The organism is Ruegeria sp. YTSA144 (assembly GCF_059610125.1).
The window spans coordinates 174,129-197,918 of record NZ_JBXWNA010000004.1; the positions used below are offsets into that span (position 1 = coordinate 174,129).

Sequence of the window (23,790 nt, forward strand, 5' to 3'; positions counted from 1 at the left end):
CAAGGGCGCGGCCTCATGTTTGGAGACGATCAATGAACACGCAAGCAAACACTGCCAAGGAAGTCACGGTTGAAATCGTGCACGGGTTTGTCGACGGTGGCACCGGAGGAAATCCCGCAGGTGTCGTCCTGGACGCTGATGATCTGAGCGAACGCGATATGCAAACCGTGGCGGCAAGGGTTGGATTGTCCGAGACGGCGTTTGTCTCTCGCTCCGAAACGGAAGGCTTCAAGCTGGATTTCTTCACACCGAACCGGCGCATCGCTCATTGCGGTCATGCAACAATCGCGGCCTTCTCTCACCTCGATGCGCTAGGCCGGATTCCGAAACCCGATACGTCCAAGGAAACTGTTGATGGCCCCAGGCGCATACTCGTGAAAGACGGCGCCGCCTATATGGAACAATTGGCCCCACGCTATTGGGGGGCTCAGGAATGGATCGAAAAGGGCGTGAAACTCGACGATGTACTGTGCTCTCTCGGGATCGACAATGCTGATCTGGATCAGAGGTTTGCTCCGGTTCTGGTCAACACCGGCAACAGCTTCATCGTTGTCGGTCTTTCTGATGCGGCAGGCCTTGCCAAGGTCAGACCGGATTTCGCCAAAATCAAGCAAATCAGCGAGCAACTGGATCTGATAGGTTACTATGTCTTCACAAAGGACCCCTCAGCAACAAGCCGAGACGCCACAACCCGTATGTTCGCACCCAGATACGCGATAGATGAAGAAGCCGCCACGGGGATGGCGGCCGGGCCACTGGCATGCGTGTTGCATGATTTCGGCGGCACGTCTCAGCGATCATTTGAAATTGAACAAGGGGTGTTTATGAAGCCGGCGAGCCCGAGCCTGATAAAGGTCGATCTGGACATCGAGAACGGTGCAATCACGGGCCTCATGGCCGGTGGTTACGGAAAAGCCATGACCTCGGCCCGGATTGCCTTGTGACGCGAAAATGCCAGGTGTGTCCGCAGCACCGGTCTCGGTTGCACCCAGATCCTTGAACTCGAATACGTCTCGTCCAAGGGTCCAGCGACGGCACCATGCTCAGCGCAGGGCGAGGCCCGATTCCATGGACCGGACTGCGCGCTGCCGATCTTTGCAGTGCGCATGCCTGGCCGCCCTCACCCCAAATCGAAACCGGCCATTGCGGACAAGGTAGAAGCTTACCGCTCTCAATCCGTGTTGTCCGGGTCAATGCGGCGATCTGGCATGGGGCTGCCTTGATGCTCCTTCTCGACGAGCGAATACAACTCGATGGATCCGGCAAGCCCTCGCACTTCGTGAAACCCACAAGCCGTGAACAGGTCGGGCGAAGCAGCGGCAACCGCTGACGTCGCCAGAACTCTGTGACCCAGGGATTTCGTCAACCCCTCGATACGGCTTGCAAGGTTGACCGCTCTACCCAGAACAGTGAAATCCAGCCTGCCGGGACTGCCGATATTGCCATAGCTGACCTGCCCGACATTGATCCCGATGCCTATGTCCAACGGCGGCTTCTGAGCCTCATCGCGGCGATGGTTCAGTGCGGCCAAACCGGTCAAAACGCTTTGAGCGGCCCGTGCTGCCCTTTTGCATTGGGCGTTCAAATCTTCCTGTGTCGCGACAGTGAATATCGACAGAATGCCGTCTCCCATGAACTTGAGAATGTCGCCGCCATTCTCTTCGACAGACTGCACAACCAGATCGAAGTATCCACTCAACATGTCGAAAACGTCTTCTTCGGATGCCCTGTCCGAAAGAGCGGTGAAACCACGAAGGTCAGAAAACATGACAACTGCATCCAGGGTCGTGCGTTCCCCTCGCTTGATCCGCCCGTTCCACACAGCATCAGAAGGCCCATCGCCAAGATAGGTTCTCAGAAGGCCTTTGGACGACTTGCGCATCGTGACAGGTTCAAGAGCAGAGGACAGAGCGGGCAGTGCATCCTCTATCATTTTCAGATTCTGGGGCGAGAACCCGTCTGGCGACCGGGTGACAAAAGTACAGCCGTGCAGCGATCCGTCTCCGTAATAAAGCAACGTAGCATAGTAATCGGTGCCACCCAGCTCAGCGAAATCAAGATATGATGAGTGCTCAGTCCTGGGGTTCAATTGCCGCAGACTTTTGTGAAGTGGCTTCCGATGTTCAAGAATGTACTCGAATGAGCTGCCGACATACCCATCCGTCAGCATGGTCTCATGTGTCACGTCATAGCTTTCGGTGCCATCCGGTGTCCAGACGATCCCCCATGCGATAAGCAGCGGATTGGCGAAACGCTGACCGATATTGACCCGCCAGAGCGGCACACCCGCCTCGGTCAGAGACGAACAGAAATATGACACCACTTTTTCCGGGTCATCCGAACGACGCCCCTCGGCAATCATCCAATTGGTCAGTTTCGCAACAGCATCCATTGTTTAAAACCAATCGCTTGAACAAGATCGTCAAGAACTTGGGTTCAGTGTTCGATCCTATTATTCTAGTCTTTTTGTTGCCCCATCCAAGCCTGCTGTTCGGTCCACGGTTATTGGCCGTAAGCGCCAGCCCTGCCACGCGCAGACCTTCCCGAATACGATCTTTGCCCAATTTGAATGAACCTTGCCAAAAAGGCCGGCGTCGCTCTCGAAATCCTTTTGAACGTCTTGTCGCACGCTGATTGCACGAGGCCGCTCTGGCTATTGATTTATTAGCGCGCGCAAAGAATATGTAAAACTATGATAAATTCATGGCGAACAAATCCGGCAGGCAGACTGGCATGACCAAGATAAAGAACATGGAAGAGTTTGCAGCGCTCAGCGGCATCTCGCGCCCTACGGTTTCCAAATACTTTCACGATCCCGACAGCGTTCGCCCCACGACGCGGGCCCGAATTGAAGAGGCGCTGGAACGGTTCGACTATCGCCCCAACATTTACGCGGTGAACCAGAACCGGAAGCTTACCAAGAATATCGGAATCGTCGTGCCCTATCTGGCGGACCCGTTCTTTGTCGAGATTGCACGCTATCTGGAACAAAGTTGCATTGCGGCAGGTTATCGGCCGTCCCTGTTCAGCTCTCATGGCGAGCAGAAGCTGGAGAACGAAATTCTGGACGGCTTGCAATCGATGAAACCCGCCGGTGTTCTATTGGCCCCTTTGGGCCGAATTTCGGACAGATCTGCGATCGAGAAATTCTGTGCCAATGTGCCGACCGTTCTGTTCGACAGCAATCTTGATGGTCTGGGAGCAGCCTTTGTCGGATCGGATAACTTTAGTTTTGTGTCGCAAACCGTCGAATACATGACCCGCACTGGTGAACCCCCGTCCTTCTTCGAAATGCGAACACCCGCAAACCCCAATGCCAACAAACGGCGCAAGGCGTATGTCGAAATCATGGAGCGCCTCGGACATGAGCCGCATATTCTCAAGGTTGATGGCAAAGGTTGGGCGTTTGAAGAAATTGGACACAGAGGCACGATGAAGATCTTGGAGGAAGGTCAATTGAGGACGAACTCGGTTCTGTGTAGCAATGACCGGCTCGCCATCGGCTTTCTTGCCGCTTGCTACGAACAGGGGATTCGGGTCGGTCGGAAAGAGGATTGCACGTTGCGTGTAGCTTCGAATGATGGGCACCCGTTCGCAAAATTTACATGTCCATCCCTGACAACGGCAGCGCATGACTATGATAATGTAGCGGCGCGCAGTGTTGAAACCCTGTTCCAACTCATTGAAAGTGGCGGGAAACTTCAGGCGCGATCGGAAACGTTATTCCCCGCACGACTGGTTTTGAGGGATTCTGCGTAGCTTCATTTTTTAACGCGCGTAAAGTTTTTATTGACGCCGCGACAAATTACGCACTACTTTCCGAGTACGGCATCCAAGCTCAGGGAGGACAAGGATGTATTTGAAGAACGCACTTCGTGCGGCGACGGCACTGACCTTAGTCGCAACGGCCGCGGCCCATGCAGAAACGATCACGATCGCAACAGTCAATAATGGCGACATGATCCGGATGCAGGGCTATACCGACAACTTCACCGAGGCGACCGGTATTGACGTGGAATGGGTGACGCTGGAGGAAAACGTCCTGCGTCAGCGTGTTACCACCGACATCACCACCAAGGGTGGTCAGTTCGATATCATGACCATCGGCATGTACGAAACGCCGATTTGGGGCGCGAATGGCTGGTTGGTTCCTTTGGATGGACTGTCAGAGGAATATGATGTCGGCGATCTGCTTCCTGCGATGGCGGGTGGCCTGAGCCATGAGGGTACGCTGTATGCGGCACCGTTCTATGGCGAAAGCTCGATGATCATGTATCGCACCGACCTGATGGAAAAGGCCGGGATGGAGATGCCTGAGGCGCCAACATGGCAGTTCATCCGCGAGGCGGCGGCTGCGATGACGGACCGTGACAACGATATCAACGGCATCTGCCTGCGTGGCAAGGCGGGTTGGGGTGAAGGCGGTGCCTTTATCACCGTGACCGCGAATTCCTTCGGCGCACGATGGTTTGATGAGGACTGGAAGCCTCAGTTCGACCAGCCTGAGTGGAAAGAGGCGCTGACTTTCTTTGTCGACATGATGAATGAATCAGGCCCTGCCGGCTACGCGACCAACGGTTTCAACGAAAACCTGTCTCTGTTCCAGCAAGGCAAGTGCGGTATGTGGATCGACGCCACCGTTGCGGCGTCCTTCGTGACAAACCCGGATGATTCAACCGTCGCAGACAAGGTCGGGTTTGCACTGGCGCCAAATTCGGAAGGCATCGACAAACGCGCCAACTGGTTGTGGGCCTGGGCACTGGCCATTCCGGCGGGCACCCAAAAAGAGGATGCGGCCAAGCAGTTCATCGAATGGGCAACCTCGAAGGACTACATCGAACTGGTGGCGGAAAACGAAGGTTGGGCCAATGTCCCTCCGGGTGCGCGCAGCTCGCTCTATGAGAACGCCAACTACAAGGACATTCCTTTCGCGCAAATGACGCTGAAGTCGATCCTTGAGGCCGACCCGCAGAACTGTTGTGTCAAACCGACGCCCTATACCGGCATCCAGTTTGTTGCGATCCCCGAGTTCGCTGGTATTGCCACGCAGGTCAGCCAGGAATTCTCGGCGGTTTATGCCGGACAGCAGACCGTAGAAGAAGCGCTTGAAAAGGCGCAGGCCTTTACGGCCGAAGAAATGGAAGCCGCAGGATACTGAGGCTTCCCTCCCGGTGGGGGACAGGTGATCTGTCCCCCGCTCACCACTTCCACAATTCGCGTTTTTCCCGCAGGCTGAGTTACGCCTGAACAGAGAGGGTTTGCGTAATGGCTACTCAACATTCCCGATCCGTTGCTCGCCTGATGATGGCACCCGCGGTGGTCCTGCTGCTTGGCTGGATGCTCGTGCCGCTGACGATGACGCTGTACTTTTCTTTCAAAAAATATCTGCCTCTGCGGGGGGGTGATCTGGGCTGGGTCGGGTTCGACAACTATGTCCGCTTTGTCTCGTCCAGCACGTTCTGGCCCGCGGTGCAGGCAACGCTGGTCATTGTTGGCGGTGTTCTGATCATCACAGTCGTTCTTGGCATTCTGCTTGCGATGCTGCTGGATCAGCCGATGTGGGGGCAAGGCGTTGTTCGTATCCTTGTCATCGCACCTTTCTTTGTCATGCCGACCGTATCTGCGCTGGTCTGGAAGAACATGTTCATGGATCCCGTGAACGGGTTGCTCGCGCATCTGTGGCGCTTTTTCGGCGCCGAGCCGATCTCGTGGTTGTCCGAGGCGTCGATGACTTCGATCATCATGATCGTTTCGTGGCAATGGCTGCCCTTTGCAACGCTGATCCTGCTGACCGCGATTCAGTCGCTGGACAGTGAACAACTGGAAGCCGCCGAGATGGATGGCGCGCCGCCGTTGAAGCGCTTTTATCACATCATCCTGCCGCATCTGGGCCGTGCGATCACCATTGTGATCCTGATCCAGACAATCTTTCTTTTGTCGATCTTCGCCGAGATCTTCGTGACCACCGGCGGCGCCTTCGGCACCCGTACACTCACCTACCTGATCTTCCAGCGCGTGCTGGAAAGCCAAAATGTCGGCCTTGGATCAGCCGGAGGTGTCTACGCCATCATCCTTGCCAATATCGTTGCGATCTTCCTGATGCGCATCGTCGGCAAGAACCTGGACGCGTGAGGAGATAAGTTCATGGCCCGCTCCGTCACATCCCGCCGTAAATCGCTGAACACTGTCCTTGCATGGGCCGTTGGTCTGCTGATCTTTTTCCCGATCCTCTGGACGATCCTGACCAGCTTCAAAACCGAGGCGCAGGCCATTGCCAGCCCTCCGCTGTTTCTGAACTTCGACTGGACGCTTGAGAATTACGCCATCGTGCAAGAGCGCTCGAATTACATGCGGTTCCTGTGGAACTCGGTCATCCTTGCCGGAGGCTCGACTCTTCTGGGCGTCATCATCGCCGTACCGGCCGCATGGGCGATGGCCTTTGTCCCTTCCAAACGCACAAAGGATATACTGCTCTGGATGCTGTCCACAAAGATGCTGCCCGCGGTTGGTGTCCTGTATCCGATTTATCTGCTGTTCATTCAACTCGGCCTGCTGGACAGCCGGGGCGGGCTGGTCGTGGTTCTGATGCTGATCAACCTGCCGATCATTGTCTGGATGCTCTACACGTATTTCCGCGAAATTCCCGGAGAGATCTTGGAAGCGGCGCGCATGGACGGCGCGACTTTGAAAGAGGAAATCCTCTATGTCCTGACCCCAATGGCCATTCCCGGCATCGCTTCGACCGTGCTGTTGAACTTCATTCTGGCCTGGAACGAGGCTTTCTGGACGCTCAATCTGACTGCCGTTGATGCTGCACCGCTCACGGCCTTCATCGCCAGTTATTCCAGCCCGGAAGGTTTGTTCTTTGCCAAGCTCAGCGCGGCCTCGACCATGGCGATTGCACCCATCCTGATCCTTGGCTGGTTCAGCCAGAAACAACTTGTCCGCGGCCTGACCTTCGGCGCTGTGAAATAAGGAACACGACTCATGGGACGTATACAACTCAAGTCTGTGACCAAGAAATTTGGCGATGTTGAGGTTATTCCACCCTTGGACCTGACCATTGAAGATGGCGAGTTCACCGTTTTCGTCGGCCCTTCGGGCTGCGGTAAATCCACGCTGCTGCGCCTGATCGCGGGGCTGGAGGATATCACCAGCGGCCACATAGAAATCGATGGCGCAGATGCAACAGATGTGCCGCCCGCCAAACGAGGGCTGGCAATGGTGTTCCAGTCTTATGCGCTTTACCCGCATATGACCGTGCGCAAGAACATCGCATTTCCGCTGCGCATGGCGAAACTGGATCAGGCTGAAATCGACAAGCGTGTTGAGGGCGCGGCAAGCGTTTTGAACCTGACCGACTACCTGGATCGCCGCCCGGGCCAGTTGTCCGGCGGTCAGCGTCAGCGCGTCGCCATTGGTCGGGCCATCGTTCGTGAACCGGCCGCGTTCCTGTTCGATGAGCCGCTTTCAAACCTCGACGCAGCACTTCGGGTCGGCATGCGGTTGGAGATCAGCGAGCTGCACGAACGCCTCGCGACAACGATGATCTACGTCACCCACGATCAGGTCGAAGCCATGACGATGGCGGACAAGATCGTTGTGCTTCAGGCGGGCGTGATCGAACAGGTTGGCAGCCCGCTGGAACTGTACCGAACGCCACGCAACCTGTTTGTTGCAGGTTTCATTGGTTCGCCCAAGATGAACTTCATCGAAGGGCCAGAAGCAGCAAAGCGCGGCGCCCAAACGATCGGCATTCGACCGGAACACATTGCAGTTTCGGAAACCGAAGGAGAATGGTCCGGGGTCGTCAGCGTCTCGGAACACCTTGGTTCGGACACATTTTTCCATATCCACGAAACCGGGTTGGCTGAAACGATTACCGTACGTGCAGACGGCGAGGTTGGTTTCCGCCATGGGGATCGCATTCATCTGACCCCACGCGCCGATGTGATCCACAGATTTGACGCAGACGGTCTGCGGATCGAATGAAACGTCTGACGGGCAAAACCGCCCTGATTACCGGGGCTGCGCGGGGCATTGGATTGGCATTTGCCAAGGCCTATGTGGCAGAGGGCGCGCGAGTCGCCGTCGCCGACATCGACTTCCAGCGCGCGCAGGACGCGGTCGCCGGGATCGGCGCGACGGCTTTCGCTGTCGAGATGGACGTGACCGACCAGCAGAGCATCGATCAGGCCATAGCAATAACCGCGACCCATTTCGGCCCGATCGACATTCTGATCAACAACGCAGCCATCTTCACCGCCGCACCAATCGTCGAGATTGAACGCGCCGACTACAATCGCGTTTTTGACATCAACGTCGCGGGTGCGCTGTTTACGATGCAGGCCGTTGCCAAACATATGATCGAGCACGGAACCAAAGGTCGAATTATCAATATGGCCTCGCAGGCCGGGCGAAGGGGTGAACCTTTGGTCGCTGTCTACTGCGCCAGCAAGGCGGCGATCATATCCCTGACCCAATCGGCGGGGCTGAACCTGATTTCTCATGGAATCAATGTAAACGCGATTGCCCCCGGTGTCGTCGATGGCGAACATTGGGATGGCGTGGACGCCTTTTTTGCAAAGCATGAAGGCAAGCCCCTTGGCCAGAAAAAGCGTGAAGTGGCGGCAGCTGTTCCATATGGCCGCATGGGACGCGCGGAAGACCTGACAGGCATGGCGGTTTTTCTGGCCTCTGAAGAGGCCAGGTATATCGTCGCGCAGACTTATAACGTCGACGGTGGAAACTGGATGAGCTGATGGACCCTGTGGCGAACGCAAAATCCCCGACACGGCTGCGGCAAGAGAGCCTCTCTGAGCTGCCATCCACCGTGAAGACCCCGTTGTACGAACGTTCGGATCTGACTCCGGGCATCGTTCATATTGGATTGGGTAATTTCCATCGCGCGCATCAGGCCTGGTATGTTCACCAACTCATGCAGCAGGGGCTGGCCCATGACTGGGCAATCGTCGGGGCGGGTGTGCGAAGCTATGACGCTGCTATGCGAGAGCGACTGCTTGCACAGGACTGCCTTACAACCCTGATCGAGTTGGGACCAAACGGAATGTCTGCCGAGGTGATTGGTCCAATGATCGATTATCTGCCGATCGAGGAAAACAACACCGCCCTCATCCAGGCGATGGCCGACCCGGCCACCCGGATCGTTTCGCTGACCGTTACCGAAGGTGGGTATTTTCTGGGTGCCAACAGCGGTGCATTCGATTCCGATCACGCAGATATCCGTCATGATGCAGAAAATCCCAATCAGCCACGTACGGCCTTCGGCGCGATGGTTGCGGCGCTCAGACGGCGGCGCGCCGAGGGTTCGAAGCCGTTTACGGCGCTCAGCTGCGACAATCTTCAAGGCAACGGAACGATTTTGCGGAACTGTGTTGTGGGATTGGCGCGCATGTCCGACCCGGAACTGGCCAGCTGGATCGACAGGCATGGCGCGTTTCCGAACTCGATGGTGGATTGCATCGTGCCTGCGACGACCGACCAACTGGTATCGCAATGCCACGCCCTTGGCGTCGATGACAGAGCGCCCGTCTCGCATGAAAACTTTCGCCAATGGGTCATCGAGGATGCCTTCTGTGCCGGGCGCCCGGCTCTCGAAAGGGTCGGCGTAACACTGACCCACAACGTTCATGGTTACGAGAAAATGAAGTTGCGCATTTTGAACGGAGGTCATCAACTGCTGGCAAATGTCGGAGAAATACTGAATGTTCCGACGATTGCCGACTGCATGAAGGACCCGGACATCGTGGCATTCCTTGGCAAAGTGCAAGCTGAAGAAATCCTGCCTCATGTCGAAGCCGTTCCCGAAACAACTGCGCAAGAATACCTTGAGTTGGTTGAGAGGCGATTTGCAAACACTGCGATTCACGATACCACACGCAGGGTTGCGTTCGACGGATCGGCACGACATCCGGGATTTTTGCTGCCGTCGCTGCGCGATGCACTTGCATCAGGTTCTTCTGTAAGTGGGCTCGCGCTTGCCGAAGCGTTCTGGTGCCGGATGTGTGCGGGTGTTCGTGAAGATGGCTCCGAGATCGCTCCTAATGACCCCCAGTGGGAAAGCCTGAACAGCACTGCGCGGGCGTCCAAAACCGAACCTGAGCTTTGGCTGGAGCAGGGTTTCTACAGCGGTGACTTTGGAATCAGTACACAGTTTTCCAACGCCTTTGCCCGCTGGCTGACGCTGATATGGCAACGTGGCAGCCGGGCGGCCATCGCTGAGTATGTCGCCAACGGTTCAACGTAGCAAATCGCTCTCGGCGCTCCGTTCGATGGGTGTCCATGCGGCGCGGTTATTGGGCTTTTGGAACTTTGTCTGACGTTGGCGCAAATCGGGGCCTGCAATCTGGCGAAAGTGGCGTGGATGTCATCCTCGGCGACGCTGACCGGTTCATCACTTTGGGCATATCCACACAACAGAGCCCATCGAACAAGCCCGGGCAGGAATTAGCAAAAGCTTGCGGCGGGATCAAAAGCTTCGAAAACGGGTCCAAAAAAGTGGAACAAAACTGGGCAGAACGCCCAAACCATATTCGGTCGCAGATGCCCGGTTCAGCCAAGGATCGGGGGCTTCTGTTGCACTTATGAGACGGTTCTGCCGTTGAAAGAAAGTGTCATTTGAAACATGGTGTCACCTGCTGCTTCAAAAGAACCGGTGCATCGTAGTTTGTCATAAAAAGAACAATTTGAGCGTGCATCCGAGTGCAATCTAATCTTCCGAGCTACAGGGCTGAGCAATGGCTACTACGACTATAATACCAAGACCTTCCGCTTCTTCGCCGCTCAGCTCGATACAAGGTTACGTTGCCTACGTTGACGGCAATCCTTCGACCACTACAATTTCTTATCACTTCGAACAATACGCGGGCACACAAGCGTGGACTGCGGAATACAAGGCAGAATTCCGAGCCGCTCTCTCTGCTATCGAGGCCGTCGCAAATGTGAGCTTTGTCGAGTCCGGCAGTGCTTCAGCCGACTTGGTTGAGGTTATTGCGCCCACAAGCTTTTTTTCAGATCCCAGAACGCTTGGCTACCACTATACGCCATCAAGTCGCCCCTCCGAAGGCGCTTTCAACACCGCTTACTGGACTGCCGGAGCAAATGGAAACGGCGATCCGGGCGGGTTTTTCTTTACAACCTTGATACATGAGTTGGGCCACGCGCTTGGGTTGGGCCACCCCCACGACACCGGTTTGGGTACAACCGTGATGAATGGTGTCACATCACCATTTAATTCATTCGGGGCCGGCAACCTGAATCAGGGTGTCTACACGGTGATGTCGTATAATGACGGCTGGACCGAACAGAACGGAATTCTCTCACCCACCGCGACTTATGGTGGTTCAACGGGTCTTGGCGCTTTGGACATTGCTGCGTTGCAGGCGATGTATGGCGCCAATACCAGCCACAACTCAGCCAACAATACCTACACGCTCCCCTCGGCAAACGTTGCGGGTACCGGCTATCAGTCTATTTGGGATACTGGTGGAAACGATACCATCCAGCATGTCGGCAGTTCCAAGGCGCGGATCGACCTGCGGGCCGCAACACTGGATTATTCCGAGACCGGCGGCGGCGTAGTGTCTTACGCAGAGGGCATAAAGGGCGGCTTCACAATCGCGCATGGCGTTGTGATCGAAAACGCGACCGGAGGGACCGGTGATGATGTGATCGTCGGGAACACCGCTCAGAACGTTCTGAATGGCAACCATGGCCACGACAAAATCTATTCAGTGTCCGACGGAACCAACAACAACACCGTTTATGGCGGCTTTGGGAACGACACCATTTATCTGGCGAACGGTTCCGGCGCTGACCAGGTTTTCGGTGGCCAGGGCGACGATTGGGCCATCGTGACCAACAATGCCGGCTCGTTTTCCGGAGGAAGCGGTACTGACACCGTCCGATTTGTCAGCGCCATCAGCAGTTATCTGTTCATCAAAAACGGCACGAAATACGAATTTATCGATGCCGTGTCACGTATTACCTTCACGGTGGAAGATGATGTCGAGGCCATTCAGTTCCTGAATGGATCACAGACGTATACTCGTTCGAATATCGAGGCTGCCATGCAGCTTTCGGATATCGAAACGACCGGTACGACGCTGAAACATGCAAGTCAGGGCATTTACGTACTGGATGCAGGCAGTTCGAACGTGACGCTGATATTCAATGGTCAGGCTGTTGGTCAAAACACGATCGCTGGCTGGCAGGCCATTCAGGCCGAGGCTTCGGGCGGCGATTACAAAGTGCTGTGGAAAAACGTGGATGGGACATATGGGGAATGGACCGTCAACGCCAATGGTCAGTTCCTCAGCAGCAGCAGCATCGGCAATGTGGCAGATGTTGAGGCCTTCTATGGCGCTGATTTGAACAATGACGGGCTGACGGGTCACGGTACGGTCACGGTTGAAACCAATGGCTCCACGACGCTCGTCTCGTCAAGCCTGGGTTCGTATTTGATTAACGGCACCATTGAACTGACCCTCAACGGTGCCAAGGCCGGCCCGAACAGTTTCCCCGGCTGGCAGGCCATTCAGGCCGAAGCTTCGGGCGGCGGCTACCGGGTGCTGTGGAAGAATACGGACGGCACGTTTGGGGAATGGGTGACCGATGCCAGTGGTCGTTTTCTCAGCAGCAGCACCATAGACGACGTTCGGGATGTCGAGGTCTTCTATGGCGCCAACCTGAACAATGATGCACAAATCGGTCATATCACGACAAGCATCGAGTCCAGCGGTTCCACGGCGCTGGGATGGTCAACCAATGGCGCATATGTAATCGGCGGCAGCATCGACTTGAAGCTCAACCAGGTTATTGCCGGCCCGAACAGTTTCCCCGGCTGGCAGGCCATTCAGGCCGAGGCTTCGGGCGGCGGTTATCGGGTGTTGTGGAAGAATTCGGATGGGTCCTATGGTGAATGGACCACGAATGCGGCTGGTGAATTCCAGAGCAGTGCAACGATCGACAATGTTGCGGATGTAGAGGTCTTCTATGGCGTTGATCTGAACAATGACGGGTTGACGGGTCATGGAACGATCAACGTTGAATCCAACGGCGGGACAATGCTGGGGGCGTCAACCCGGGGTGAGTATCTGATCGACGGCACCACGACTTTGACATTCAACAACGCCACTGTCGGCCCGAACAGTTTCCCCGGCTGGCAGGCCATCCAGGCCGAGGCTTCGGGCGGCGGCTACCGGGTGCTGTGGAAGAATACGGATGGGTCCTACGGGGAATGGGTCACGGATTCCAATGGTGTATATGTCGGTTCCAACACCATCCCTGACGTTGCGGCAGTCGAAACCTTCTATGGCTTTGATATCGACGGCAGTGGGACAGTAGGAAACGGACTGCCCAAACTCGCTCGAGTTGCGACAGATGATCAGAACACACCGACTTGCGAAGAAAACCTGGGAATGTCTGATTGGGATGAAACGGTCGATTATCTGAAGTTCGCCCCTGATCTTGACGGTCACGAAGACGCAGAAGACGACTACACGCTGGTAAGCTTGCATCAGGCTCAGGACGCGGTGCTCTCTGTTTCCGAAGAGCCATTGGCCGCGTTGTTGAGTGGAAACACGGACATCGAGGGCGACGAGCAAAGTCTGACGCATATGCCCCTTTTGGACGAAGACAGCTTTTGGATATAGATGTGCTTTGGCGTTGGCGGCGGCCCTTTCTGTCAAACTGACGGTGCCGTTTCTGGCGCATTGCGCTGAATAGGCTTGCGATTTCGATCAGCCCCCCGGCCTTCCGGGACCGCGTTGTCAGCCCTGGAAACGAAACAGCAGGGTGAAAGCAAAAACGCCACCCCAAGCAGGCGGTTCGCCAGGATTTGGGTCGGGCTTTTGCCAGAGCGGAGCCGCGGCAACACAAGCTGCCACCGTCAAAGCACCACCGGAGTTTCCGGGCAGGTCTGGCAACGTCCAAAACCCATAGGGTGCTGCGCGAATTGCCGCCATCGATCACGGTGATTTTCCAAGCAACGTTACGAGGAGAAACAATCTGTTTGTCCTATTGGCCCTGATCGGTTGTGCGGTCGCGCTCCTGAAGTGCGCGAATGCGCATCCTCTGGCCGGCTTGAATATGTGTTCGCATTTCCATCTCGGCCGCAGCGCTGTCTCGCGATTTGAGGGCTGCCATAATGCGCCTGTGTTCCGCGACTGCGGCATCCGCCCGTTCATTGTCCAACAGTTGCGACGGCCCGAGTATCAGCAGCGCCTTTTGCAATGAAAGCATGGATTTCGCCAGAAACCGGTTCTTGGCTACATCCAGCAGGGTGGCGTGAAACACCCTGTTGATCCGGGCGGCCTCCGGCCCCGTACCTGCCTGGGCAAGTTGGTCGTTCAGCACCTCCAGTTCGTCCAATTCGATATCTGACGCGACTCGGGCCGCCAGGCGGGCCGCAGTGCCTTCAAGCACGGCACGCATCTCATAAAGCTCCATCACCTCGGCATAACTCAGGCTTCGGACCGTTGCGCCCTGCCTTGGCACATGCGTGACAAGCCCATCCGCCTCAAGCTGCCGGATCGCTTCGCGCACAGGAGTCCGGCTGACGCCCAACCGATTGGACAGGTCAATCTCTCTCAAGCGATCGCCGGGCAAAAGCGCCCCTTCGCGAATCTCGTCCAGCAACCGTTGATACACGGAATTGCCTTGGGGGCCTGGCTGAATTGGGTCGTCCTGAAAGGTCATCATGTTCTTGCTTGCACTTTGTATCCAAGTGAATACAATTGAACACATTGCGGGTCAATGGCAATGGAATGCAGGTTTTGCCCATCTTGAAGGACCACCCTTCCCCCCTTGTGAAAAGGTCGGTGACGTTTGGGATTGCAGCGCTTGGCACAGCGGTCTTCGGGGTATTGGACCTGCCGTTGCCGTTCTTGTTCGGCCCCATGGCAGCTTGCCTGATCGCTGCGCTTGCTCAGGCGCCAATGCAAGGGTTTGGGCAAGTTTCCGTCGCCGCCAGAACGATTCTGGGCGTAGCAGTTGGTGCCTCGATCACGCCGGCACTTTTCGTCGAACTGCCCAAGATGGCCGCATCGATCCTGCTGGTTCCCGTCTTCATAATCCTGATTGCTTTTGTTGGTGTGCCGTTTTTTCGAAAAATCTGGGGGTTTGACGAAAAAACTGCCTTTTACGCAGCGATGCCGGGCGGTTTGCAGGACATGATCATTTTCGGCACCGAGGCCGGAGCCGACCCAAGAACCCTTTCCCTGATCCACGGTACGCGCGTGTTGATCATCGTCACTTTGGCGCCATTGTTTCTGACGCTTTTCTACGATGCGGAACTCACCAATCCCATAGGACAGCCGGCGCGTGAGCTACCTGTTCATGAACTGCTGCTGATGGTTCTGGCGGCTTTCATCGGCTGGAAGGGAGGAGAGAGAATAGGGCTTTTCGGCGCTTCCATCCTTGGGCCGATGATTCTAACAGCCGCCTTGTCGCTGGGGGATTTCATCCATTCTCGCCCGCCGCGCGAAGCCGTGCTGGTCGCGCAGTTTTTCATTGGTTGCGCGATTGGAGAAAAATTTGTTGGCGTAACCTGGGGGGAACTGCGCCGGGTTGTAGCTGCGGGCGTTGCATATGTTGTCGTACTTGCAGTTCTGGCGGCGGGTTTCACTGCCCTTGTCACCTCTGTTGGTTTGGGGCGGCCCGTCGAAGCCTTTCTGGCTTTCGCACCCGGAGGGCAGGCCGAGATGACGGTTCTGGCCATCGTCTCGGGCGCTGATCTGGGCTTTGTAATCAGTCATCACCTGACGCGGATCGTGCTTGTCATCATCGGCGCACCCGTCGCAGCCAACCTGATCTTGCGTTGGTCCGGACCTCGGAATTAGCCAAATGCTTCTGGCCGCGGCCGCATAGTTTCCATGCGCCGGAACCACCAAGTTCAAAGGTTAAGACATTCTTTGTGGCGTTGGCCGAAAAGTGCTTCTTCCAGCCCGCTGTCTGCGGTTTCTTGCTCAAAAAAACATGTGCAAACTTGGCAATGCTGAACTAACTTTCTAAATGCGGCGATGCCTGTCCGAATGATGTGGATTGTAAACTGTGAAACCTCAACACCGCCTATCAGCGGCCCCTCGCCATGAATTGCGCAACGTGCGCAATCAGGGCATTGCCTTTCTGGCCTTGGCGTTTTTGTTCAGCATCTTCGTCAACCTGCTCATGCTGACAGGTCCGCTGTTCATGCTGCAAGTATATGATCGGGTTCTTGGTTCACGGGCAGTTGAAACTCTGACAGCACTGTTTTTGCTTGTTGCGTTGCTTTATGCGCTGATGGCTATGCTGGACTATGCACGCGGTCGCATCGTTGCCCGCTTTGGTGCACGGTTCCAGTCACAGCTGGATGAACGTGTTTTCGAAGCGACAATGCGCCGGTCTCTGGTGCCCCAGGTGCGATCGGCTCCGGCAACTGCACTGCGGGATCTCGAGGCCATTCGCACCTTGTGCTCTTCTCCCGTGTTGCTTGCAGTAATGGATATTCCGTGGACGCCCGTCTTCCTGGGGGCAATTTTCATTTTTCATCCTCTGCTTGGCTGGTTGGCCGTTGCAAGTGGCGTACTGCTTGTGGTGATTGCTTTGCTCAACCAGGCCCTGACCAGCCGTAAGGTGGCCGAAGCACAATCCGCGGCGGCGCGGGCGAATGCCTTTTCCGAACACGCGAGGCAGGCAGCAGAGGTTGTACGGTCTCAGGGAATGCAGGCGGACGTGACCAAGCGGTGGTTGAACCAGCGTACGGAAGCTTTGCGTCAAAGCATTTCCGCCAGTGACTGGACTGGTAGCTTCACGTCGCTGACGAAATCGCTTCGGCTTTTTCTGCAATCGGCCATGCTGGCTTTGGGCGCGTGGCTGGTACTGCAAAACGAAATGACGCCAGGGGCGATGATTGCGGGCTCGATTCTCTTGGGGCGGGCTTTGGCCCCGGTGGAACAGGCTGTCGGCCAATGGAGTTTGGTCGAACGGGCACGCACGGCCTGGAATTCGCTGAACCGGTTTCTGGACCAGACACCGCCAGAGGAACAGCGGATTCGTTTGCCGATCCCCAAATCCCAATTGGAAGCCAAATCCCTGACGGTAATCCCTCCGGGTGCTACTGCGCCAACGTTGCGGAACGTTAACCTGAAACTGGAACCGGGAAAGGCGCTTGGTGTGATCGGGAAAAGTGGGTCGGGCAAGACGACCCTGGCCAAGGCTCTGCTTGGGCTTTGGAGGCCGGCGGCGGGCGAGATCCGGTTGGGCGGCGCCACGTTGGACCAATACAATCCAAACGACTTGGGCAGCCATATCGGGTACTTGCCACAGCAGGTGACCCTGTTCAACGGAACCGTTGCTGAAAATATTGCACGGATGTCGGAAAACCCGGATTCAGAAGCGGTGGTTGCGGCGGCCAAGAAGGCCAAGGCACATGAACTGATCCTGTCATTGGAAAAAGGTTATGGCACGTTCCTGGAAGGCAATGACAGTCAGTTGTCGGGCGGTCAGAAACAGCGCATTGCGTTGGCCCGTGCGCTGTATGGCGACCCGGTCCTTCTCATTTTGGACGAGCCGAACTCGGCCCTCGACGCAGATGGCACCGAAGCTTTGAACGCAGCCGTGCGCGGCCTCAAGGAAGCGGGAAAGGCCGCCATCATCATGACGCACCGCCCGCAGGCCATTTCGGAATGTGACGATCTTGCTGTTGTGGAAAAAGGCCAGGTCGTAAGGTTCGGCAGCCGCGACGAGGTTCTGAACGCAATGGTCCAGAATGCGGGCGCGATTAAGCGCAAGCTTAGCCCCGTAGGTGAATAATGGCGAAAAAATCAACCAAGAAATCCGTGCCCGTCTGGGGCATCAAAATACCTGCGCTGGTGGGATTTCTTGCCCTTGGCATTCTGGTCGGCGGATTGGGTCTTTGGGCCGTGAAAACGCGGCTGGCCGGGGCGATTGTATCTTCGGGTGTTATCGAAGTTCAAAGCAACCGTCAGGTCGTTGAACATCCTGACGGCGGCGTGGTTGGCGAGATTTTCGTGCGCGACGGTGATACGGTTGCCTCGGGCGATTTGCTTTTGCGGTTGGATGACACATTTCTGTCTTCGGAACAGACGATTGTAGAATCTCAACTCTTTGATCTGCTGGCCCGCCGTGCCCGGCTTGAGGCCGAACGGGATGGTTTGACATCCGAAGACTTGGCGGAACGCCTGGCCGAGGTTCAAAAAGAGTACAACATTGATCCCGACCTGATTGAGGGACAGCAGAATCTGTTTGATGCCCGGCTGGAAACGCTGTCCAAGCAGGACGAACAACTGCGCAAACAGTTGGTTCAGATAGAAAGCGAGATCGCAGGCACGCAGGCTCAGTTGGTCTCGTTGCGCCGCCAGACCGAGTTGATCGAGGCGGAGTTGAAGGATCAGCAAAGCCTGTTGAGCAGGGGTCTGACACAAAACAGCCGCGTGCTGGCGCTGCAACGCGAAGAAGCCAGCCTGACAGGTGAAATCGGCAAGTTGGAAGCGGCTGTCGCGCGCCTGAAGGGACAGATTGCATCAACCGAGATCAAGATTGTCGAACTGACCGCGACCCGGCGGGAAGAAGCGATCACCACTTTGCGGGACGTTCAGGCGCAGGTGGCAGAACTGTGGGAACGGCGCTTGTCCCTGGCGGAACGACTGGCCAGGCTTGAAATTCGCGCACCTGTCAGCGGAACGGTTTACGGCAGTCAGGTCTTTGCCCTGCAATCGGTCATTCAGCCGGGCGAACCCATGATGTACGTGGTTCCGCAGGACACGCCGCTGTTGGTGGCAACTCGGGTGGATGCGATCCATGTGGATCAGTTGCATGTCGGGCAACCCGTTGCCCTGCGGTTCCCGGCGTTCAATCAACGCGAAACGCCCGAACTCGAAGGACAGGTCAACAACGTCTCGGCGGACACGTTCACGGATGAACAGTCCGGTTTCACCTTTTACCGTGCCGAAGTGGTGCTGAATGACGGCGAGATCGACCGGCTCAACGGCCAGGAACTTTTGCCGGGTATGCCGGTTGAAACACTGATCAAGACCGATGAACGCACGCCGTTGTCTTATCTCGTGAAACCAATGGCGGACTACTTCAACCGCGCGTTTCGCGAATGATGCGGGCGCGGTTATCGCTGGATGACCGCGTTTTCCCATTCAGCCAGAAAACGGCGGCGTTTCAGCCTGTCCAGAAAGGTCATGAGGGCCGGGTCCAGCCCAATCGTTTCGCGATCGGTGCCAGTTTCGTGTGTTGCCAAGGGCGGCAAGGTAACGGGGTCGCCTACCCGCTTGGTTTGGTTGGAAATCAGATGTTTTAGAAAAGACGTGGCCGCGTTCGGTTGCGGGGTGCCGTTCAGCACCATGGCCGTGCGCATCATGGTCGTCTGAAAATCCGACGGCAGAATGATTTCCACAGTGTCCTTGCTTCCGGCGCGGGCTTCGGCATAGCTGCCCAGAACGTTGTAAGCCACAGCAATCTCACCCTTGACGAGGTCATCGATCATATCCGCCGAACAACAGTACAGGCGCACGTCCAATCCACCCATCACCTCCATGAGCCGCCAATACGTCTCGGACGCGCGGGCATCCTGCGTTGCGAACAGATACCCCAGACCGGATTGACGGATGTCATAGGTGCCCACACGGCCCCTGAAATCATCGGGACGCAAACGAAGGATTTCGATCAGTTGTTGCCGGGTCTCGGGGATGGGGCCACCGGCAAAGGCCGCGCGGTTAATCACGATTGTCGCCGGTTCCGATGTGAACGCGAAAAGGCTTTGATGCCATTGCGCCCAGGATGGCAGAGAGATGTCGTCGATGACGCGTCCGAACCCATCATTTGCCAGCTTCAGTTGCAGGTCCATCGCGCTGGATATGACGACATCAAAATCGTCCGGCGCGGCACGGACTATTCGGTCAATATCTGCGGTGCCTGTCACCAGGTATTCGACAGAGATACCGGGGTTTTCTTCGATGAAACCCGCAATCAAGGGTTCGAACAGAAAGGTGTCCGTGCTTGAGATCACGCGTAGATGCGCCTCATCCGCCGAGGCGTTGAAAACCTGCCTGTCCTCCCAGGTTTGGGTGGCAGCAACGACAGGAAGGCTGAAGAAAATCAAAGCGATAAGATAACGCACGCGCCGCCCCCCTGCCGGTTGGTCAATTCCAGTGTGCCACCATGCGCAGAAGCAACGTCCTGAACGATTGTAAGGCCCAATCCGGATCCGATGGTTCCGCTTGCATTCTTCCCGCGCTCGAAACGGCGCGTCAAAGTGTCGATCTCGTTTGGAGGAAACCCCGGCCCACGGTCTTTGACAATTATCTGAATGCGAGGTTCCGAAACAACCTCGATGCGTACGAAACTGTCGGCAGGCGCATATTTCAGTGCGTTGTCGATCATGTTGCGCACAGCGTTCTGAATAAGAATGGGGTCACCCGAGTAGGAAACCTTTGGATCGCCGCTCAGGGAAAGCGACAAGTCCTTCATTTCGGCGATTGGTGTCAAACGCTGCACCAGATCACGGACCAAAGCATTGAGATCAATGTCTTCGCGCTCCAGATGATCGGCGCGGAACGTGATCATCGCATGATCCAGCAATTGCCCCGCCGCGCGCGAGCTTTCATCAATGGCCCGCACCATTGAGCGTAACGCTTCACGGTTTTCTTCCTTTTCGACCCTCTGCAATGTGGCATCGGCATAAGATCGAACGGTTGCCAAAGGGGTGCGCACCCGGTGGGCCGCCTCGGCGATGAAATCTTCCGATTGGCTCAGTGATTGATCCAGCCGCCCCATCAAAGAGTTCAACGACGCCACCAAAGGAGCCATTTCGCGGGGTACGGGCTTTTTGAACGGGCTCAGGTCCTGCGGGCCGCGCCGGGTGACAGAGGTGGTAAGCCTGTTCAATTGGCCAATCGTCGACGAGGTGGCCCAGAACGACAGCGCAGCGGCAAGAGCAAAGAACCCGATGCCCAAGATCGCCGCGTTGCGTGAAATCTGGTCCAGAGTTTCCGCAAGGGCGTCCTGCGTTTGGCCCAACGCGACCTCGATGACGGTTTGTTTGTTCAGGCCCACCAGGGTTCGCCGCGCACTGACCTGACGTATGGTTTCACCCCGTATCCGACGGGTTTGAAAGCTCCACTTGCCGTCGAATTGCCCTTTGGCCGGCGGCAGATCTTCATATCCTGACAGAAACGCGCCATCCTGAAAAATCGCGTAAAAAACCCGGTCGTCGGACGGTGTGCTGAGCATGGCGAAGGCTGCATAGGGAATATCAACCTCCAAGTGCCCGTCGCGCAAGGCGGCCGCGTCCAGAATCGAGGTGGCTGCCGCCCCCAGGATGTTGTCCTGCCCTTGTTGCGCGACCTGTGCGGCATAGTTGCGAACCGCGATAAACAGAAGAAACGCCAATATCGCGGTACCACCGATCAAAGTCAGGACCAGCCTGTTCCGAAGCGACCCTGAAACATAGGGGTCAGGAGGCATGATCCAACCTGTATCCAAGACCGCGAAGCGTGGTGATCTTCAGGTCCGACGGTTCAAGATGTTTGCGAAGGCGACCAACGTAAACCTCGATGGCATTGTCCGAGACATCGTCATCATAAGAAAAAAGCCGGTCCGTGAGCTTTTGTTTCGAAAACACCTGTCCCGGCGCACTGATGAACAGTTCCAGAAGGCGCAGTTCCCGGTTGCGCAAGGAAACAGTCTCATCCCCAACGGTCAGATGACCTGCCAAAGGGTCAAAGATTATTCCGCCCACTTCGATCGTTGTCCTTGCATTCCCGGATTTGCGGCGCAGAACGGCACGGCAGCGGGCCTCAAGTTCAGCATGATCGAAAGGCTTGGTGACGTAATCATCGGCCCCCAGATCCAACGAGCCGATTCGATCCGAGACCTGGCTGCGTGCTGTCAAAACGATCACGGGGGTGTCCAGATGACCAGCGCGATGCCGTTTGAGAAAGTCGCGCCCGTCCCCATCCGGCAACATGATATCCAACAGAATAAGGTCGTATTCCTGAGTTTCGGCAAAGGCCGTCGCATCATCCAATTTAGACGCATGATCAACCACATGGCCGTCTAACCTCATGCGCGAGCAGATGGCGTTCGCCAGATCAAGATTGTCTTCCACAAGAAGGAATTTCATGGGATTTTTGCGATTCTTCGTGCGTGACAGGTTGATGTCAGGTTGATGTGTTTTGGTTCCACCCAATCTGAGCCGCCATGCGGCTGGTTGTCAAATGGGAGGACATCATGACGACATTCACACTGGGCCGTCGCGCCCTGATCGCAGCTGTGGCCGCAATTGGCCTGACAGGGCCGGCCTTGGCTGATGGCCATCAGGTCGTGGACAGCATTCACTTTCTGATTCCCGGTGGTGCCGGTGGCGGTTGGGACGGAACCGCGCGCGGCACGGGCGAAGCGCTGACAAAAGCTGGTCTGGTCGGCACGGCGTCATACGAAAACATGTCCGGCGGCGGTGGCGGCAAAGCCATTGGATATCTGATCGAAAATGCCGACAGTAACCATGGTACGCTGATGGTGAATTCGACGCCGATCGTGATCCGCTCTTTGACCGGTGTATTCCCTCACAACTTCCGCGATCTGACGCTGGTTTCGGGCACTATCGGCGACTATGCCGCGATCGTTGTGGGCAAAGACAGCCCGATCAACTCGATGGCGGATCTGCTTGCCGCTTTTGATGCCGACCCAAGCGGTACTGCGATCGGTGGCGGCTCGGTTCCCGGCGGCATGGACCATCTGGTCGCCGCGATGGTGATGGAAGCAGCGGGCAAGGATGCGCTTGGCGTGAAGTACATCCCCTATGATGCTGGCGGTAAAGCCATGGCGGCCCTGCTGTCGGGTGAGATCGCCGCCCTGTCCACCGGTTTCTCGGAAGCGGTCGATCTGGCAAACGCGGGTGAAGTCAAGATTATCGGCGTGACATCCGAAGAGCGCGTTGACGCGGCTCCTGACGCGATGACGATGAAGGAACAGGGTATTGATACCACCTTCGTGAACTGGCGCGGCTTTTTCGCGGCTCCCGGTCTGCCCGAAGACAAGCTGGCCGCCTACCAGGAAGCGATTGCCAAGATGTATGACACCCCGGAATGGGAAGAGGTTCGGGCACGCAATGGTTGGGTCAACATCCACAACTCGGGCGCTGACTTCCAGACGTTCCTGGAGCAGCAGGAACAGCAGATCGGCGATCTGATGAAAAAGCTGGGCTTCCTCTAAGTCCGTTTTCGGCAGAGCGGGTTTGCCGCTCTGCCTTCCCACGAACAAGAACAAGGAGGGGGTCTCATGGCGCTGGATCGCTGGATCGCACTCATTCTTCTGGGTGTGTGTTTGACATATGGCTGTGCGGCTTGGTTCACGATGGACGGCAGCCTGCCCCCTTTCATGCAGAGAAACCCAATTTGGCCCAGTACCTTCCCCAAAGTGCTGTCGGTTCTGGGTATCATCACCACCACGATCATTTTGCTGGGCTTTGAAAAGACGGAACCAAAGGAAGCCGATATCGATTATCGGCGGTTGGGAGAATACCATCTTGATCAGGCGCTTATGCTACTGGCCTTGATGGTCGTCTACGCGCTTTGCCTGCGCCCCGTCGGGTTTCTGATCTCGACTTCGGCCTTTCTGATCCTCGGGTCTTTCATTCTGGGTGAGCGCAAATGGCACGTCATGCTGCTCGTCGCGCTGATCGCCACCGGCGCGGTCTGGTATCTGGTTCAGGAAGTTCTTGGCATCTACATGCGCCCATTGCCGGGCTTTTTCGGAGGCTGA

General features: G+C 56.4%; 19 protein-coding genes. 14 read left to right on the top strand and 5 right to left on the bottom strand.

Annotated elements, in window-relative coordinates; genetic code table 11:
* The first annotated feature begins 32 nt into the window (after nt 1-32).
* On the top strand, nt 33-944 hold the full coding sequence (locus AC2FF8_RS11290) for a PhzF family phenazine biosynthesis protein (protein WP_171364353.1): 912 nt from the start codon (nt 33-35) through the stop codon (nt 942-944).
* A gap of 227 nt (nt 945-1,171) precedes the next feature.
* Here AC2FF8_RS11290 and AC2FF8_RS11295 read toward each other — a convergent pair whose 3' ends face one another.
* The gene (locus AC2FF8_RS11295; protein WP_496879723.1) at nt 1,172-2,392 is read right to left on the bottom strand and encodes an adenylate/guanylate cyclase domain-containing protein; all 1,221 of its coding nucleotides are present in this window, start codon (nt 2,390-2,392) and stop codon (nt 1,172-1,174) included.
* A gap of 341 nt (nt 2,393-2,733) precedes the next feature.
* Between AC2FF8_RS11295 and AC2FF8_RS11300 the strand changes: the two genes are divergently transcribed.
* From AC2FF8_RS11300 to AC2FF8_RS11335, 8 genes are all read left to right on the top strand, one after another.
* Complete coding sequence (locus tag AC2FF8_RS11300) at nt 2,734-3,759, top strand: LacI family DNA-binding transcriptional regulator (protein ID WP_170345410.1); 1,026 nt, start codon at nt 2,734-2,736, stop codon at nt 3,757-3,759.
* A gap of 94 nt (nt 3,760-3,853) precedes the next feature.
* Nucleotides 3,854-5,158, top strand: coding sequence for an ABC transporter substrate-binding protein (locus AC2FF8_RS11305; RefSeq protein WP_496879724.1), 1,305 nt, complete (start codon nt 3,854-3,856; stop codon nt 5,156-5,158).
* 107 nt (nt 5,159-5,265) lie between these two features.
* On the top strand, nt 5,266-6,132 hold the full coding sequence (locus tag AC2FF8_RS11310) for a carbohydrate ABC transporter permease (RefSeq protein WP_170345412.1): 867 nt from the start codon (nt 5,266-5,268) through the stop codon (nt 6,130-6,132).
* A 12-nt stretch (nt 6,133-6,144) separates the two neighbouring features.
* Nucleotides 6,145-6,975: a carbohydrate ABC transporter permease gene (locus AC2FF8_RS11315; protein ID WP_496879725.1), complete on the top strand. Its 831-nt coding sequence runs from the start codon at nt 6,145-6,147 to the stop codon at nt 6,973-6,975.
* 12 nt (nt 6,976-6,987) lie between these two features.
* Nucleotides 6,988-7,992 (top strand): ABC transporter ATP-binding protein, encoded by a 1,005-nt coding sequence (locus AC2FF8_RS11320; RefSeq protein ID WP_170345414.1) that lies wholly within the window; start codon nt 6,988-6,990, stop codon nt 7,990-7,992.
* The gene (locus AC2FF8_RS11325) at nt 7,989-8,762 is read left to right on the top strand and encodes an L-iditol 2-dehydrogenase (protein ID WP_170345415.1); all 774 of its coding nucleotides are present in this window, start codon (nt 7,989-7,991) and stop codon (nt 8,760-8,762) included. Before AC2FF8_RS11320 ends, AC2FF8_RS11325 begins: the two co-directional genes overlap by 4 nt.
* Nucleotides 8,762-10,267 (top strand): mannitol dehydrogenase family protein, encoded by a 1,506-nt coding sequence (locus tag AC2FF8_RS11330; protein ID WP_496879726.1) that lies wholly within the window; start codon nt 8,762-8,764, stop codon nt 10,265-10,267. Before AC2FF8_RS11325 ends, AC2FF8_RS11330 begins: the two co-directional genes overlap by 1 nt.
* A gap of 490 nt (nt 10,268-10,757) precedes the next feature.
* Nucleotides 10,758-13,673: a M10 family metallopeptidase C-terminal domain-containing protein gene (locus AC2FF8_RS11335; RefSeq protein ID WP_496879727.1), complete on the top strand. Its 2,916-nt coding sequence runs from the start codon at nt 10,758-10,760 to the stop codon at nt 13,671-13,673.
* A 364-nt stretch (nt 13,674-14,037) separates the two neighbouring features.
* Here AC2FF8_RS11335 and AC2FF8_RS11340 read toward each other — a convergent pair whose 3' ends face one another.
* On the bottom strand, nt 14,038-14,718 hold the full coding sequence (locus AC2FF8_RS11340) for a GntR family transcriptional regulator (protein WP_496879728.1): 681 nt from the start codon (nt 14,716-14,718) through the stop codon (nt 14,038-14,040).
* Nucleotides 14,719-14,786: 68 nt separating this feature from the next.
* Here AC2FF8_RS11340 and AC2FF8_RS11345 point away from each other — a divergent pair, with 68 nt between their 5' ends.
* The 3 genes from AC2FF8_RS11345 (at nt 14,787) to AC2FF8_RS11355 (ending at nt 19,127) form a co-directional block, all read left to right on the top strand.
* Entirely contained in the window at nt 14,787-15,860 is a 1,074-nt protein-coding gene (locus tag AC2FF8_RS11345) for an AbrB family transcriptional regulator (RefSeq protein ID WP_496873303.1), read from the top strand.
* Nucleotides 15,861-16,071: 211 nt separating this feature from the next.
* The gene (locus tag AC2FF8_RS11350; RefSeq protein ID WP_425079587.1) at nt 16,072-17,811 is read left to right on the top strand and encodes a type I secretion system permease/ATPase; all 1,740 of its coding nucleotides are present in this window, start codon (nt 16,072-16,074) and stop codon (nt 17,809-17,811) included.
* On the top strand, nt 17,811-19,127 hold the full coding sequence (locus AC2FF8_RS11355; protein ID WP_496879729.1) for an HlyD family type I secretion periplasmic adaptor subunit: 1,317 nt from the start codon (nt 17,811-17,813) through the stop codon (nt 19,125-19,127). The genes AC2FF8_RS11350 and AC2FF8_RS11355 overlap by 1 nt, the downstream gene beginning before the upstream one ends.
* A gap of 11 nt (nt 19,128-19,138) precedes the next feature.
* On the opposite strand, the gene AC2FF8_RS11360 is transcribed toward AC2FF8_RS11355, so the two are convergent.
* Genes AC2FF8_RS11360 through AC2FF8_RS11370 form a run of 3 tightly spaced genes read right to left on the bottom strand, consistent with a single transcriptional unit; the run spans nt 19,139 to nt 22,150 of the window.
* Nucleotides 19,139-20,146: an ABC transporter substrate-binding protein gene (locus AC2FF8_RS11360; RefSeq protein WP_496879730.1), complete on the bottom strand. Its 1,008-nt coding sequence runs from the start codon at nt 20,144-20,146 to the stop codon at nt 19,139-19,141.
* The gene (locus AC2FF8_RS11365) at nt 20,125-21,492 is read right to left on the bottom strand and encodes a sensor histidine kinase (protein WP_496879731.1); all 1,368 of its coding nucleotides are present in this window, start codon (nt 21,490-21,492) and stop codon (nt 20,125-20,127) included. Before AC2FF8_RS11365 ends, AC2FF8_RS11360 begins: the two co-directional genes overlap by 22 nt.
* On the bottom strand, nt 21,482-22,150 hold the full coding sequence (locus AC2FF8_RS11370; RefSeq protein ID WP_257600934.1) for a response regulator transcription factor: 669 nt from the start codon (nt 22,148-22,150) through the stop codon (nt 21,482-21,484). Before AC2FF8_RS11370 ends, AC2FF8_RS11365 begins: the two co-directional genes overlap by 11 nt.
* A 107-nt stretch (nt 22,151-22,257) precedes the next feature.
* Between AC2FF8_RS11370 and AC2FF8_RS11375 the strand changes: the two genes are divergently transcribed.
* Nucleotides 22,258-23,241, top strand: a complete 984-nt coding sequence (locus tag AC2FF8_RS11375) for a Bug family tripartite tricarboxylate transporter substrate binding protein (RefSeq protein ID WP_257600933.1) — start codon at nt 22,258-22,260, stop codon at nt 23,239-23,241.
* 66 nt (nt 23,242-23,307) lie between these two features.
* Complete coding sequence (locus AC2FF8_RS11380) at nt 23,308-23,790, top strand: tripartite tricarboxylate transporter TctB family protein (RefSeq protein ID WP_496879732.1); 483 nt, start codon at nt 23,308-23,310, stop codon at nt 23,788-23,790.